General features: G+C 41.7%; 15 protein-coding genes. 13 read left to right on the top strand and 2 right to left on the bottom strand.

The window, feature by feature from the left end; translation table 11 throughout:
* Window positions 1-6 precede the first annotated feature (6 nt).
* From argJ to J1C81_RS08030, 13 genes are all read left to right on the top strand, one after another.
* Complete coding sequence (argJ, locus tag J1C81_RS08090; RefSeq protein WP_002915606.1) at window positions 7-1200, top strand: bifunctional glutamate N-acetyltransferase/amino-acid acetyltransferase ArgJ; 1194 nt, start codon at window positions 7-9, stop codon at window positions 1198-1200.
* 11 nt (window positions 1201-1211) lie between these two features.
* A complete protein-coding gene (gene argB, locus J1C81_RS08085) occupies window positions 1212-1949 on the top strand; it encodes an acetylglutamate kinase (RefSeq protein WP_002915605.1) in 738 nt (245 codons plus the stop codon).
* Between the two features lie 2 nt (window positions 1950-1951).
* The gene (locus J1C81_RS08080; RefSeq protein ID WP_002915604.1) at window positions 1952-3094 is read left to right on the top strand and encodes an acetylornithine transaminase; all 1143 of its coding nucleotides are present in this window, start codon (window positions 1952-1954) and stop codon (window positions 3092-3094) included.
* 156 nt (window positions 3095-3250) lie between these two features.
* Window positions 3251-3460, top strand: coding sequence for a helix-turn-helix transcriptional regulator (locus J1C81_RS08075; RefSeq protein ID WP_009659847.1), 210 nt, complete (start codon window positions 3251-3253; stop codon window positions 3458-3460).
* Window positions 3461-3557: 97 nt separating this feature from the next.
* Window positions 3558-4322 carry a DUF3169 family protein gene (locus tag J1C81_RS08070; protein WP_002915602.1) on the top strand — a complete coding sequence of 255 codons (765 nt, stop codon included), beginning with the start codon at window positions 3558-3560 and terminating at the stop codon, window positions 4320-4322.
* Between the two features lie 28 nt (window positions 4323-4350).
* Window positions 4351-4893 carry a DUF3267 domain-containing protein gene (locus J1C81_RS08065; protein ID WP_002915601.1) on the top strand — a complete coding sequence of 181 codons (543 nt, stop codon included), beginning with the start codon at window positions 4351-4353 and terminating at the stop codon, window positions 4891-4893.
* Complete coding sequence (locus J1C81_RS08060; protein ID WP_002915600.1) at window positions 4890-5591, top strand: CPBP family intramembrane glutamic endopeptidase; 702 nt, start codon at window positions 4890-4892, stop codon at window positions 5589-5591. The genes J1C81_RS08065 and J1C81_RS08060 overlap by 4 nt, the downstream gene beginning before the upstream one ends.
* A 21-nt stretch (window positions 5592-5612) precedes the next feature.
* Complete coding sequence (locus J1C81_RS08055; RefSeq protein ID WP_002915599.1) at window positions 5613-6266, top strand: CPBP family intramembrane glutamic endopeptidase; 654 nt, start codon at window positions 5613-5615, stop codon at window positions 6264-6266.
* A 161-nt stretch (window positions 6267-6427) separates the two neighbouring features.
* A complete protein-coding gene (locus J1C81_RS08050) occupies window positions 6428-7345 on the top strand; it encodes a diacylglycerol/lipid kinase family protein (protein ID WP_002915598.1) in 918 nt (305 codons plus the stop codon).
* Window positions 7346-7697: 352 nt separating this feature from the next.
* Window positions 7698-8633, top strand: a complete 936-nt coding sequence (locus J1C81_RS08045) for a helix-turn-helix domain-containing protein (RefSeq protein WP_002904132.1) — start codon at window positions 7698-7700, stop codon at window positions 8631-8633.
* Between the two features lie 181 nt (window positions 8634-8814).
* Window positions 8815-11238, top strand: coding sequence for a GBS Bsp-like repeat-containing protein (locus J1C81_RS08040; protein WP_002902691.1), 2424 nt, complete (start codon window positions 8815-8817; stop codon window positions 11236-11238).
* Between the two features lie 94 nt (window positions 11239-11332).
* Window positions 11333-11947, top strand: coding sequence for a DUF6287 domain-containing protein (locus tag J1C81_RS08035; protein WP_002900765.1), 615 nt, complete (start codon window positions 11333-11335; stop codon window positions 11945-11947).
* A 77-nt stretch (window positions 11948-12024) separates the two neighbouring features.
* Window positions 12025-12330 carry a hypothetical protein gene (locus tag J1C81_RS08030; protein WP_002900763.1) on the top strand — a complete coding sequence of 102 codons (306 nt, stop codon included), beginning with the start codon at window positions 12025-12027 and terminating at the stop codon, window positions 12328-12330.
* Between the two features lie 58 nt (window positions 12331-12388).
* Here J1C81_RS08030 and nrdF read toward each other — a convergent pair whose 3' ends face one another.
* Both nrdF and nrdE read right to left on the bottom strand, forming a co-directional pair.
* Entirely contained in the window at window positions 12389-13348 is a 960-nt protein-coding gene (nrdF, locus tag J1C81_RS08025; protein ID WP_002915597.1) for a class 1b ribonucleoside-diphosphate reductase subunit beta, read from the bottom strand.
* A 156-nt stretch (window positions 13349-13504) separates the two neighbouring features.
* Window positions 13505-15664: a class 1b ribonucleoside-diphosphate reductase subunit alpha gene (gene nrdE / locus J1C81_RS08020; protein ID WP_002915596.1), complete on the bottom strand. Its 2160-nt coding sequence runs from the start codon at window positions 15662-15664 to the stop codon at window positions 13505-13507.
* Window positions 15665-15699: the final 35 nt, after the last annotated feature.

Below are 15699 nucleotides of genomic sequence, written 5' to 3'. Positions count from 1 at the left end.
TTAGATATGAAGATTATTGATGGAACGATTGCCAGTCCGCTAGGCTTTTCGGCTGACGGTTTACACGCTGGCTTTAAGAAAAAGAAGTTGGATTTTGGCTGGATTGTATCAGAAGTACCGGCCAGTGTGGCAGGAGTCTATACAACTAATAAGGTCATTGCTGCTCCACTTCTAGTGACCAAAGCATCAATTCAAAAGAGCCAGAAATTGCAGGCAATAGTGGTTAATTCTGGTGTTGCTAATTCCTGTACAGGACAGCAAGGACTGGCTGCTGCCTATGAGATGCAACTATTGACTGCTCAAAAGCTGAAGATTGAGCCCGACTTGGTAGGTCTGGCTTCTACAGGAGTCATCGGCGAGCAGCTTCCAATGAATGCTCTTAAAAATGGTCTGTCACAGATTCTAGTGAGTGGCAAGGCAGAAGATTTTGCTGAGGCTATCTTAACGACGGATACTTGTACCAAGACCTGTGTAGTCACAGAAGAGTTTGGCTCAGACCTGGTGACTATGGCGGGGGTGGCCAAGGGCTCGGGCATGATTCATCCGAATATGGCGACTATGCTGGCCTTTATCACCTGTGACGCTAATATTTCTAGCGCAACCCTGCAAGCGGCTCTCAGTCAGCATGTGGAGACGACTTTCAACCAAATCACGGTGGATGGAGATACATCGACCAATGACATGGTGCTAGTCATGGCAAATGGATGCCGACAAAACGAAGAAATTCTACCAGATACGGAAGAATTTGAAAAGTTTTCCAAGATGCTCCGCTATCTTATGGCTGACTTGGCTAAGAAAATTGCTAAGGATGGCGAGGGGGCAACCAAGCTGATTGAAGTCAATGTTCGGCATGCCAAGGATGAACGTAGCGGCCGTATGATTGCTAAAAGTGTCGTTGGCTCTAGCTTGGTTAAAACCGCCATTTTTGGCCAAGATCCCAATTGGGGCCGAATCTTAGCAGCTATCGGCTATGCGGGAGCAGATGTCTCAGTAGATAATATTGATATTTGGATTGCGGGGATTCCAGTTATGCAGGCCTCTAGCCCTGTGGCATTTAATCCCGAGGAGACTAGTGATGCCATGGCTGGAGAGCTGCTGACCTTGACCATTGACCTGCACGATGGGGACACTGAAGCTCAGGCCTGGGGCTGCGATTTATCCTATGATTATGTGAAAATCAATGCCCTCTATAGAACCTAAGGAGAAATGCAATGAAAGATGTGATTGTTATAAAAATTGGCGGTGTTGCTGCGCAAAAACTGTCTGATAAGTTTATCAAGCAGATGCAAGAGTGGATAGCAGCTGGTAAGAAAATCGTGGTCGTTCATGGGGGCGGTCTGGTCATTAACCAACTCATGAAAGAGCGTCAGCTGCCTACTCACAAGGTTAAGGGATTGCGGGTGACAGCTAAGTCTGACTTACCCATCATTGAGCAGGCTTTGCTAGGTCAAGTCGGCCGGACGCTGACACAAGAACTGAACGACTCAGATATTGAAAGCCTTCAGCTGGTTTCACATTTGGGAAAGACAGTTTCGGCAGATTTTATTGATAAAGAGCTCTATGGCTATGTCGGTCAGGTGAAGGCGATTCAAACTGCCTATCTAGAGCAGCTGCTGGCTGCGGACATGGTCCCGGTGCTGGCTTCGCTAGGGGAAAATGCAGCTGGTGAGCTCTTGAATATCAATGCAGACTATCTAGCTGCGGCAGTTGCCAGTTGCTTGCAGGCAGAGAAGCTGATCCTGATGACAGATATAGAAGGGGTTCTAGAGGACAAAAAAGTTCTGCCCCAGATTCTGACCAGTCAGGTGTCCAAGAAGATTCAGACAGGTGTCATCAAGGGCGGCATGATTCCTAAGATTGAGAGTGCTGTCCAGACTGTGCTTTCCGGTGTCGGGCAGGTTCTGATTGGTGACAATCTTTTGACGGGCACCTTGATAGCAGAGGGATAACGATGACTTATTTATTTGAAAACTACAAGCGGGCGCCTATTGAGTTTGTTAAAGCAGAGGGCTCCTATCTGATTGACAGTGAGGGAAAGGCTTATTTGGACTTTTCATCGGGGATTGGCGTAACCAATCTTGGCTTTCACTCGCAGGTCCAGCAGGCTTTGATCCAGCAAGCAGGGCGCATCTGGCACAGTCCCAATCTCTATCTTAGCTCTCTGCAAGAGCAGGTGGCTCAGGAACTGGCAGGTTCTTATGATTATTTGGCTTTTTTCTGCAATAGCGGAGCAGAAGCCAATGAAGCAGCTATTAAGCTAGCCCGCAAAGCTACTGGCAAGCAAGGTATTATCACTTTTCAGCAATCCTTTCACGGTCGGACCTTTGGCGCTATGGCCGCAACAGGACAGGATAAGATCAAGAAAGGATTTGGTGATGGGGTGCCCCATTTCAGCTATGCGGTTTACAATGATTTGGCCGGCGTAGAAGACTTGGTCAATCAGGATACGGCCGCTGTCATGCTGGAATTGGTCCAAGGAGAATCAGGAGTTCGACCAGCAGAAGTTGCCTTTGTTAAAAACTTGGCTGATTTTTGCCAACAAGAGGGGATTTTGCTGATTGTTGATGAGGTACAGACAGGTATGGGGCGCACGGGTCAGCTTTATTCCTTTGAGCATTATGGGATTATACCGGATATTGTGACTCTAGCTAAGGGCCTGGCCAATGGCCTGCCCGCAGGAGCTCTATTAGGAAAATCCAGCTTGGCTCCCGCTTTTGGACCTGGCAGTCATGGTTCTACCTTTGGTGGCAATAAATTATCCATGGCAACTGCCTTGGAGACCTTGAATATCATGAAAGAGACGGGATTTATGGAAGAAGTCAGGTCTAAGAGTGCCATCTTACTGGAGCAGCTGCAGCTTGCTTTTAAGGACCATCCAAAGATTTCTGCTGTTCGCGGTCTGGGCATGATGATTGGGATTGAAACAAGTGCCAGTCTGTCAAAGATTGTTGAAGCCGCTCGTCAGAAGGGCTTGATTATCCTGACAGCCGGAGAAAATGTTATCCGTCTCCTGCCGCCTTTGACTATCAGCAGGGAGGAAATCCAGCAGGGTATTGCTATTTTAAAAGAAGTATTTTCAGAAGTAGATGAATAAAGGAAAAGGATTCAGTTTGAGCTGGATTCTTTTTTGTCTATGATAATAGAAAATTTGACAATGATTATTATTTTTTTGACAAAGATACTTGTCAAAAAGAAAAGAATCTGTTACAATGATTTTATCCAAGGGAGAATAATAAATAAGGAGTTTATGATGCAGCTTAGAAATCGACTCAAGGAGTTGAGGGCGCGTGACGGTCTCAATCAGACAGAACTGGCTAAGCTGGCCGGTGTTTCCAGGCAGACAATCAGCCTTATAGAGAGAGGCGAATATACCCCATCGATTGTGATTGCCCTTAAGATTGCCCATATTTTCAATGAAAACGTTGAGAATGTCTTTCGGCTGGTGGAGGAAGCAGAATGAAGAACCAATTAAGATTCATTTCAACAGGAGCTAAAACAGTCCTTCAGCCTCAGCATTCTTGTATCATCTATTGTAAAAAAATAAAGGAGAAGAAGTCGTGAAAGAGCAAAAACGTATATCTACACAGAAAAGAGTTTTATATAATGTCCTTATATTTCTAGCTGGAGCTTTAATAGGCGGTCTGTCTATTTTGTTTTCTGAAACTGGTCTGCTAAAAAACATCAGTTGGTCGACTATTTTTTCTGTTCAACTGCTGCGCCAGCTAGGTAGGGCCAGCCTTATCATCCTCTATCCCTTGGTCTTTTTCTTGATTTATCGGACTCGTAAATACAATGAAGCCTATGAAAAAGAAGCAGATGAGGATAAGAATTATGAATGGTACCGGCTAACCTTTAAAAATCTGGAATATGCGACTATTATCTTTAATATCAGCAGTGCTATCGTTCTTTTTACGATTTTAGTTGGAGTTGTTTTTATTGGAAATATTACTAATCATAAGAGCCCTCTTCAGTGGAGTTTTATAGATTATGCGATTGCCTTTCTTTATATTATTTTGCAAGTTGTCTTTTTAAAGACAGTTCAGAAGGTGCGGCACTATAAGCTATCAGCCTTTCCGACTACTGAGGAAATAAAAGAATTTGTGCTCTCTTATGATGAGTCAGAGCTGCAAGCCAATTATGAACAGTGCTATCTTATTCTCTTCAATGTAAATCAGAGACTTCTGCCAATCCTCTATATTGTTTTAGGGATAGTGGGAACTTTCACCCCCCTCAATGTCGTTTCCGGTTTTGTCGTCCTAGTGGTGATCCATATCTATATCAATCTTATGTATTATCCAATGGTAAGAAAATATTTCAAATAAGCTTATTTCCCGATGAAAGGCGGAAATTATGAAACTACTGAAAGAACTTGATTTTATCCATAATAAAAAGGTCAATCTGGCTCTGAATATAACGGCTGTGTTGCTGATCTTCCCTTTTCTAGCCCTCTTTACTTGGATTGCTATTCTGATGTATGGCAAGGGCAGCGAAGTTTTTCATTTCTTTGACTTACTCTACCTCCTTGTTCTAATGGTCATCCATGAGCTGATCCACGGCTTTTTCTTCAAGGTCTTGGGAGATGAAAATACCAAGGTCAAGTTTGGTTTTAAGAGTGGCATGGCCTATGCGACCAGCCCAGGCAGTCGTTACAGTCGGAAAAGGATGTTCGTCATTATCCTGGCACCTTTCTTTCTGATTAGCTTAGCCCTGACCTTAATCTATGGCTTGCATATTTTAACTGCGGCTTCTTATATCGTCCTTGCTAGCTTCCATGCAGCCGGCTGTGCAGGAGATTTTTTCCTGGCTGCCACTATTCTCCGGCAGAAGGGAGATATTGCTGTTGAGGATACGGAAGTCGGTATCAATATTTATCAAAAGGAGAATACAAAATGAACAACTTCAAATCAACTGCTTTAGGACTTGTAAAATGGATAGGCTTAATTGCTCTTAGCCTCCTTATAAATGTTGCTCCGATGCTATTCTTAAGGCTCGGGAAGAATTTACCGATTTATGCAGAAATCTTATTGGTAGCCTTGTATCTGATTTTAGTTTTCTTAATTTTTCGTAGCTTGTGGCGGCGATATCAGAAGCATGTGCCTGAAGAAAAGAAGAAATTCAAACTGTCTGGCAAGGACATCGGTTTTGCTTTTCTATTCTTTTTCCTTGCCAGAGTGGCTGCTATTGTCGGTGTTTATCTCAATCTCATCCTGAGCGGCAATTCCCAGACCAGTAATGACAGCGCCATACAAGGGCTAGGGGGAATGATGTCTTCGCAGCATATCTTCTTTGCCTTGCTCTTTGTTGCAACGATTGCTTTTATTGCTCCTATCATGGAAGAATTAATTTTCCGCGGTTTTGGAACTGCCTTCTTTTTCAAAAATAATCAAAAAGTTTTGCCTGCTATTGTGACTTCTGTGGTCTTCACTCTGCCTCATATCACTCAATTGACAGAGTTTCCAATTTATTTTGCACTTGGACTGGTTTTATATTTATCCTATGCTCGTCGGGGGAATATAAAAGATTCCATGTTGGTTCATATCCTGAACAATCTTCCTATGGCTATAATACTGCTGCTAGCTATGTTTCAGTAAAGCAAACTATAAGGAGTCACTATGAAATTAAAAACTTTTCTTACTAATTTTGGATTATATTTACTAGCTTTTTTGTCTTATCTCTTTATCTTTTTTACTATAGTTGCCTATACTGTTCGTTATCTGGCAGGAGGATTTTCTCAACTATTGATTTTGCCAATCTTTGTCATACTTGCTAGTCTCTATTTCTTTGCTATGTGGAAATGGTACCAGCAAGATTTGAAACTGGAAATCAAAAGCACCAAGCTGACCAGTTCTATCTGGCTTCCCAGTGTTCTCTTGCTTGCTTTTCTCATCTTTCAGCAGCTAGTTCCTATTGAATCTTCTGCCAATCAGAACACTGCTGTACAATTGATTCAGCAGCAGCCAGCCTTTGCCTTCCTATACATGGTAATCTTTGCTCCTGTTCTCGAGGAGTTGCTGACACGAGGATTTTTGGCTAAGTTTCTCTTTCCTGACCAAAATAGCTTGGCGAAAATCCTGCTCTATTTAACTGTATCTGCCAGCTTTTTCTCTCTTCTGCACATGCCGGGCAATCTAGTCCAGTTTCTGGTCTACTTCATCTTGGGGGCAATCTTTGGCCTAGGCTATTTGGCTAAGAAGGATCTGCGCTACTCAATGGGCCTACATCTGGCCAATAACCTCATTGCCTTTGTTCTTATTGTCTTCTTTTAATAGAAAAACTAAATATAAGACAGCACTTCTAAAGTTAGGCAGAAAAGTCTAACGGCAGAAGTGTTTTTCTGTGGAATGGAGTTTAAATACTAAACTGCTGTTCTGGTCTTTCGAAAGCCAGCAGATTCAAATTCTTGTGAAAGTGTTTTCCAGATGGTATAATGAGCTATCAAATGAAAAGAGGTTTCTTTATGTCTAAAGTCCTATTAATTGTCAACCCTAGCTCGGGAGGCGAAAAAGCCAAGTCCTATGAAGACTTGGCAAGAGAAAAGCTGGCAGAATGTTTCGATGAGGTAGTGGTCAAGCATACTGAAAAAGGCGGAGACGCAGCGGCTTTTGCTAAGCAAGCAGCAGAAGACCGTTATGATAGCGTCTTTGTCATGGGTGGCGATGGAACAGTCAATGAAGGAATCAGCGGTCTGGCTGAACTAGACTATCGTCCGACCTTTGGTTTCTTTCCACTTGGTACGGTCAATGACTTGGCGCGTGCTCTTGGCATTCCCCTAGACGCTGAAGAAGCCATCCAGAATCTGGATATCAATAAAGTCAAGCCACTTGATATCGGTAAGATTAATGACCAGTACTTTATGAATGTGGTTGCCATTGGAACTATTCCTGAGTCGATTAACAATGTAGATTCAGAAGACAAGACCAAGTGGGGCAAGTTTGCCTACTTTATCTCTGGTTTCAAGCAGTTGATGGATACTAGTTTTTACGAATTTCACTTAAATATTGATGGAGAAGAGCGTACGATAAAGAGCAGTACACTCTTGATTGGCTCTACCAACTCTATCGGAGGTTTCGAGAGCATTCTCCCTGAAGCTACTGTCAATGACGGCTTGCTCCATCTTTTGTATCTTAAGGATAAAAATCTCTTGGACACCTTGGTTTCTGTGCCGGATTTGATTTCGGGCAATGGAGAAGAAAGTGATAATATCGAGTATCTGACCTTTAGGGAAATCACAGTTGAGTTGGCTGATGACAAGGCAGAGCTCAGCGTCAACGTTGACGGAGATGAGGGTGACCAACTGCCAGTAACGATTCGTGTCTTGCCTTCTCACTTGAATGTGTATTACTAGTTTTTTTGTGTTTAGACTCAAAAAAGAATATGGTAGAAGGACTCTAAACTTTTAAGTTTGGGGTCCTTTAATACTTGTAATATACTAATTTTTAGATTTACATGCTTTTCTCAAGTGATGGCGGATGTCAGCGACCTCCTGCAGAGTTCCATGACTAGCTATTGAGCCTAAGGTCTCAATAGCTCCGCTCTACCTAACTGTTGCAACAGTTAGGTAGATTTCATCACTGAGAAAAGGAAGTAATCTTTTTGGAATTTTATTAGTAAAATCTTTCCAATTATGCTATAATAAATCTAGAATAACATGATAACATAACCAAAAGTTTCCTGATTTATTTGGGAGGGGATTGACGATGCAAGGAAAAGAATTTGGACAGCATTTGAAACAGCTTCGATTAAATAGGGGCTGGACTAAGGAGCAATTGTGTGGTGATGAGTCAAAGCTTTCTATACGGCAGTTAACCCGTTTGGAGTCAGGCATTTCCCAGCCTACTCTTTCTACTTTAGAATATCTGGCTTTCTGTCTAGAGGTCGATTTGACAACTTTGACAGGAAGTAAAAAAGAAGATGTAGCTCTACCTACTGACTATCAGCGCTTGAAGTATAAGCTGATTCGGACGACCACTTATGGCAATACCGAAGCTTTGTTCGAATTGGAGCATATCATAGATGAAATTTTTGAAGTTTATTATGATGATTTGCCAGAAGCTGAGCAGAATGTAATGGATATCTTGCAATCAAAGATTTATACTTATACTTCTGAGAAATTCCATAAGTATGGAATGACTCTCTTTGCCCAGCATTTGGACGATTTGCAGAGTAAAAAGCATTATGACGTGAATGATTTACTCTACATCCAGCTCTATCAGATCTATGTGGGAGATGAAGAGGAGATTCGGTCAGCTAAGTTTGATAAGGAATTATATGCAAGAATCGCTCAGCGATTACTGCAGTCAGTTGACTATATTCCAAATGAATATCTCTTTCTCATGCGAGATGCTCTACTGACAATCCCAGGTATTGAGTGCGAGCGAAAAGAGTTCATTTATACAAAAGATACGCTCAACAAACTTAATGTAATCATGGAATTGACAGAGGACTATCAAAAGAAACCGCTGATAAGAATGTTAGAGGGAGAATATGAGCTTTTCGTACACAAGGACGAGAAAAAAGCTCAACAATACTATGAAGAGGGACTGACACTGGCAAGATTGTTAGGTCATACTTTTCTATCTAAAAAAATGGCTGAGGAGTGGAATAAAGAACTTCGGCTCTATCATCAAGGCTAGCAGGACATCTATGTCCTGTTTTTTATTTGTAATTGAGTCTATAATTGAAACATGGAAAAAGTTAAATAGGAAAGGAGAGAATCACATGTTTAGGATTTCTTATTATCTCGCCATGATTTGGTTTTGGCTTTAGGAAATTAAATGTTGTCGTGCACAAAGATTAATAAAGGGAGCAAATAAAATGAAAAATCAATTTTTTAATAAGCAGGTTCAACGTTTTTCTATTCGTAAATATTCTCTAGGAGCAGTTTCAGTGCTTCTAGGAACATTATTATTTGCAGGGACTCAAACAGTTGCTGCTGATCAAGTAATTTCGCCAACTGGTACTGATTCAGTAGTTTCTACAGCACCTTCTGACATAGCTGTGGACACAAATCAGAGTGTTTCAGAAAAGTCAAATGCAACAGTAAGTTCTGATATTGAATCGGAAACAAAAAATGCTGTAAATAACAATTTAGTTAGTATTGAAAATGGAGTAACTTCTGAAGTTCCTGAACCACTAGAAACTGAAAATAAAGCGACAAATGCAAATGATATTCCAATCAACACTGAGCCTGTTTCTGATCAAACTTCAACAGTTAATGAAAAACAGAAAACTGTTGAAATAAATCCAGTTATAGATGATCCTACTAATCCTAAACATTTAGTAACACGTGGCTATGCCGCTTCGAATGTAGATAAGCCAGCCACCTCAATTGTTAATGATGTCAGCCGCCGCCGTGCAACTAAAGAAGAAAAAACAACTCTCAAAACAACTGTTGGTAAAGTTGCAAACGGGACTGGACATACGACTTTACTGGCTACAGGGAATGGTTCAATCGCTCGAGGCGATGATTATCCAGTAAGGTTTAAAAATCTCCCTGATTATGCTGCGGACGATTGGGGACTTATTGTTAAAAATTGTACTTCATTTACTGCTTATAGATTAAGTTCAGTTAATGGTTTTAACATTCCTCGTGCGTACGGAAATGGCGGTGAATGGGGATATCGGGCAAGAAGAGAAGGATACAGGGTAGATAATCATCCAGCTCTTGGCTCAGTCGCTTGGATTGATGATGGAAGTTACGGACATGTAGCATGGGTGTCCAATGTATTGGGAAATAATGTAGAAATTGAAGAATATAACTATGCTTGGAGTAAAAGTTATAATCGCAGAGTAGTTGCTGCAAGTTCAATCTCAGGCTTTATACATTTTAAAGATATCATTGGAGGTACATCCACACCGATTTCCCAGCCTTCTGATAATCAAGGAATCCCTGCCAGTGGAGTGTATCATTTCACTCAAAGAGCCTCCATTAAAGCTGAGCCTAAGATGTCTAGTCCTGAATTAGCTTATTATGATGCAGGACAAACTGTTACATATGATCGTAAATTGGAAGCAGATGGCCATCAATGGATTAGCTATCTCTCCTTTGCTGGAAATCGTAGATATATTGCCATTGGAGTAACAAAGACAAAGGCTCCTTTAAAGGGAACCTTGACTATCCAAAACAATAATGCTCAGACAGGGACTTTTGATGTCATTGTATCTGATGTCTCTAGCCCGTATGGTGTGAAAGAAGTGAAATTACCAACTTGGTCAAGTGAAAATGGACAAGATGATATTGTTTGGTACACTGCTGCTAAACAGCCTAATGGAACATATAAAATAACTGTCAATGCAAATAAACATAAAGGTTCTACGGGAGAGTATAATATCCATCTATATTATGTTCAAAATAATGGGGAAATGGTTGGAGCTGGGGGAACGAAGACTACCGTTTCTATTAAGAAGCCTGAAGGGAAAATTACTATTCAAAATAATAATTCAAAAACAGGAACCTTTGATGTTGTTATATCTAACATTTCCAATCCTGGTGGTGTAAAAGAAGTAAAAGTACCTACATGGTCTAGTGCGAATGATCAAGATGATATTATTTGGTATACTCCTAAAAGACAATCGGATGGCACTTACAAATTGACAATAAAGGCTAGCGATCATAAATATTCCACTGGAAAATATAATGTGCATTTATACTATGTTCAAAATAATGGCCAAATGATTTGTGTAACAGGAACGACGACAGAAGTCTCCTTGGATAAGGAATTAATCCGGCCGACAGGAACTATTACTATTCGGAATAATACTTCAAAGACAGGTACCTTTGATATTATTGTGTCTAATGTTTCTAATCCTGGTGGTGTAAAAGAAGTAAAGGTACCTACATGGTCTGCTGCCAATGACCAGGATGACGTGGTTTGGTACACTGCTAGCAAGCAACCAGATGGGACTTACAAACAGACTATTAAAGTAAGTGATCATAAAAATTCCACAGGGAAATACAACGTCCACCTGTACTACGTTCAGGATGATGGAAAACTTGTAGGTGCCGGCTCAGCTACTACGGAAGTCGCATTACCAACTATATCTATTCCATCAAAAGGGAATTACGTTTTTCAAGGCTATGCTTCTATTCGGTCTGAAGCTAAAATATCAAGTCCAGAACTAGCAAACTTTGACAAAGGGAGCACAGTCTTTTATGATCAAACTTTTATTGCAGATGGTCATCAGTGGATTAGCTATGTTGGGTATAGTGGTAGCCGTCGTTATGTAGCAATAAATTAATTTTATAATATTTCAATATGATTATTGATTTTATTAATTCAAAATGTTACAATAAGATTACAAAAAGGTATTAATTCATGAGGAGGCCTCTTTTATGAAAAATGCAAAATTAATGTTTCTTGCGACTGCACTCACTTCTTCCATTATCTTGCTTGGTGCTTGCAGTAAACAGCAGGACAAGCAAACATCTCAAAGTAATAGCTCTAGCCAAACAGTTCAAACTTCTAAATCAGATTCTAAGTCTGAAGCGAAAGCTGTTCCATCAGCTAGCCCAGATGAAACTGATGCAGCGTCAGTATCTTCTGAAGCTCAGCCTAAAAATGAAACAAAGTCTGACACGAAAGACCCAGCCACTCCAGCAGCGGGTATCGATGTCAATGCTTTGGCAGCAGGAGATTTTTCGACTGTAGCCGGTACTTGGCAAAATGATTTGGGGGATGCGATAGTATTGAATAATCAAGGGGTCGTTTCTCATACTCTGAATGGAAAAGAATCCAGCGATTATACTTTACTAAAAGGTCAAGTAAGCGATGGTAGTTATGTATCTACTCTTGCTTATACTGCTGGTAGCAGTAGCGCAACCTTTTTAGTAATTCCAGAAGGAGCTGTTTTGCCTGATACTGGAAACGAGAATCCTAAAGCACAGATTCGAGTTGGACAAGATGCTATCACTGCTTCCCAGCATCCGTATTATCGCGTATCTAATTAGTGACTGCATAAGTGGAGTTAGGGATGATGTTCCTAGCTCCACCTTTATTTGGATAAAAAACATGAAGGGAGGAAAAGATGGCTACTTTAATGATGAAAAAAATAGCTGAGGATTTAAATAAGACTAGAGTATTGGATGAAAATGGAGCTTTGGTAGCTTATTATGCCCTTCTGCCAGCTGACTTTTCTGGTGGTGACAGCAAGCTTTATCTTGAAAATCCAACGAGTCAAAGGCGGATGTATAGAATTTATCAAAATATGAAGCCCTTTTTATTTCCTATTGTCCCAGCTCATGACTGTACCGTGATTTATCTAACATCTGATGTTGGAGTTGAGATTACAGTCGCAGAACATCTGGAAGAATATATCTATGATAGTCAATAGATTAATAGTCAGTCAAAGACCCCCTCTTTCCGTATTTTGGAAAGAGGGGTTCTTTGTCCTATAAACCGTAATTATAGTCGTCATCCTGCATGGCTTCAACTTCGCCTAGCAGGTAGCCGTTACCCACTTGGGAGAAGAAGTCATGGTTGGAAGTACCAGTTGAGATGCCGTTCATGACGATAGGATTGACATCGTCCGCTGAGTCTGGGAAGAGAGGATCTTGTCCCAGATTCATCAGAGCCTTGTTGGCATTGTAGCGCAGGAAGGTCTTGACCTCTTCGGTCCAGCCGACTGTGTCATATAGGCTTTCAGTGTAGCCTTCTTCATTTTCATAGAGGGTGTAGAGCAGGTCGTACATCCACTCTTTGAGTTTGTTCTGCTCGTCTTCTGGAAGCTCGTTAAAGGCCAGCTGGAACTTATAGCCGATATAGGTTCCGTGGACAGATTCATCACGGATGATGAGCTTGATAATCTCAGCAACGTTGGCCAGTTTGTTATTACCCAGATAGTAGAGCGGAGTAAAGAAACCAGAGTAGAAGAGGAAGGTTTCCAAGAAAACGCTGGCTATTTTCTTTTCCAGTGCTGTACCGTTCAGGTAAATTTCGTTGATAATCTCTGCTTTCTTTTGCAGGTATGGATTGGTGTTGGTCCAAGCAAAGATTTCATCGATTTCTGACTTGGTGTTGAGCGTAGAAAAGATAGAAGAGTAAGACTTGGCGTGAACGGACTCCATAAATTGGATGTTGTTGAAGACAGCTTCTTCGTGGGCAGTGCGGACATCCTTGCGCAGGGCATCCACACCAGACTCAGACTGGAGGGTATCCAGCAGGGTCAGGCCGCCGAAGACTTTGCCGACCAGGTCTTTTTCCTTGTGGGATAGCTTTCTCCAGTCATCCAGATCATTGGATAGGGGAATCCGCGTATCCAGCCAGAATTGCTCAGTCAGTTTTTCCCAGGTGGACTTATCGATGACATCTTCGATAGCGTTCCAGTTAATGGCTTTGTAGTAAGTTTGCATTCTTTCTCCTTTAGTAGATGGTACGACCTGATGTGGTATCAGCTATCCCTTCTTGGATACTGTCCCAATGCTTCACGATTTTACCTTCCTGACAATGATGAGGAAGGTAAAATTGTGACATGGTCGAATTTCCTTTTCTTTTTCTAAAATCTCTTGTTAGATGACACAGCTTTCACATTGGTTGGCACCTACTTCGCCGCCATCATCAGTGAAGGTGCGGACGTAGTAGATGGACTTGATTCCCTTGTTGAAAGCGTAGTTACGAAGGATAGAAAGGTCGCGGGTTGTCTGCTTGCTTTCTTTTTTCCATTCGTAGAGACCTTTAGGGATATCGCTGCGCATAAAGAGAGTCAGGGAAAGACCTTGGTCCACGTGCTCAGTTGCGGCTGCATAGACATCGATAACCTTGCGCATGTCCATGTCATAAGCGCTGGTGTAGTAAGGAATAGTCTCCGTTGACAGACCAGCAGCAGGATAGTAGATCTTACCGATTTTCTTTTCTTGACGTTCTTCGATCCGTTGAGTAATTGGATGAATTGAAGCAGAAACGTCATTGATGTAGCTGATAGAGCCATTTGGTGCAACGGCCAAGCGGTTTTGATGGTAGAGACCATCAGCTTTGATCTTGTCGCGCAACTCTGCCCAATCTTCTGCAGATGGGATAAAGATGCCAGCGAAGAGTTCTTTGACACGATCAGACTTAGGTACAAATTCACCCGTCAGGTACTTGTCAAAGTAAGTGCCGTTGGCATAGTCAGATTTTTCAAAGTTGTGGAAGGTCACGCCACGTTCGCGAGCGATATTGTTAGACTCAACCAAGGTCCAGTAGTTCATGAGCATGAAGTAGATGCTAGTGAACTCTACAGCTTCCGCAGATCCATAATCGATCAACTGCTGAGCTAAGTAGCTGTGCAGTCCCATAGCTCCCAGACCAAAGGTGTGCGCCAGACTGTTACCATTGTCAATAGATGGCACAGCTGTGATGTGCGAGCTGTCTGTGACAAAGGTCAAAGCGCGTGTCATAGTTCGGATGGATTTTCCGAAGTCAGGCGAAGTCATCATGTTGACAACGTTAGTAGAGCCTAAGTTACATGATACATCTGTTCCTAGGTGAAGATACTCTTGCGCATCATTCAAAAGGCTAGGCTCTTGTACTTGCAGGATTTCAGAGCAAAGATTACTCATGACGATTTTACCGTCGATTGGATTTGAACGGTTGGCCGTATCAATGTTTACGACATAAGGATAGCCGGATTCTTGTTGGAGTTTGGAAATTTCTGTTTCCAAATCACGGGCCTTGATCTTGGTCTTAGTGATATTTGGATTAGCGACCAACTCATCGTATTTTTCAGTGATGTCAAGGTAGGCAAATGGCACTCCATACTCGCGTTCAACAGAATATGGGCTGAAGAGGTACATTTCTTCATTTTTACGCGCTAATTCGTAGAATTTATCTGGAATGACAACACCGAGTGAGAGGGTTTTAACCCGAACTTTTTCGTCAGCATTTTCTTTCTTAGTTGAAAGGAAAGCGATGATATCTGGGTGGAAGACATTGAGGTAAACAACCCCAGCTCCCTGACGTTGGCCCAGCTGGTTAGAGTAAGAGAAACTGTCCTCAAAGAGTTTCATAACAGGTACAACCCCAGATGCAGCTCCTTCATAACCCTTGATAGGTGCTCCAGCTTCCCGCAGATTGCTGAGGGAAATACCGACCCCACCTCCGATACGAGACAATTGCAGGGCAGAGTTGATGGAGCGACCGATTGAGTTCATGTCATCTGTTACTTGGATGAGGAAGCAGGAAACCAATTCACCACGACGAGCACGACCAGCGTTGAGGAAGCTTGGTGTCGCCGGTTGGTAGCGCTGGTGGATAATCTCATTAGCAATATCCTTGGCAATGGCTTCATCTCCGTTGGCAAAGTATAGGGCGTTGAAGAGTACCCGATCTTCCATGCTTTCTAGGTAGTATTCGCCATCATTTGTCTTCAGGGCATACTGGTTGTAGAACTTATAAGCAGCCATGAAAGATTTAAACTTGAAATCTTGAGCATGGATAAAAGCAGTCAGCTCCTCGATGTATTCAGGAGAATAAAGTTCAATAAATTCCTTCTCCAAATAGTTTTCTTCTATTAAATATTTAATTTTTTCTGTGATAGAAGAAAATTGCTTGGTGTTTGGCTCAACGTTTTCTTTAAAAAAAGCTTTTAAGGCTTCTTGGTCTTTATGAAGCATAATCTGACCATTAACTGGACGGTTGATTTCGTTGTTGAGTCGGAAGTATGTCACATCCTCTAAATGTTTGAGTCCCATGTTTTTCCTTTTCTATACAAATAAGATAATTAGCT

The organism is Streptococcus sanguinis, assembly GCF_050225395.1.
GTDB lineage: Bacteria > Bacillota > Bacilli > Lactobacillales > Streptococcaceae > Streptococcus.
Note: the sequence above shows the minus strand (reverse complement) of the source record. Positions and strands in the feature narration are given on the sequence as shown.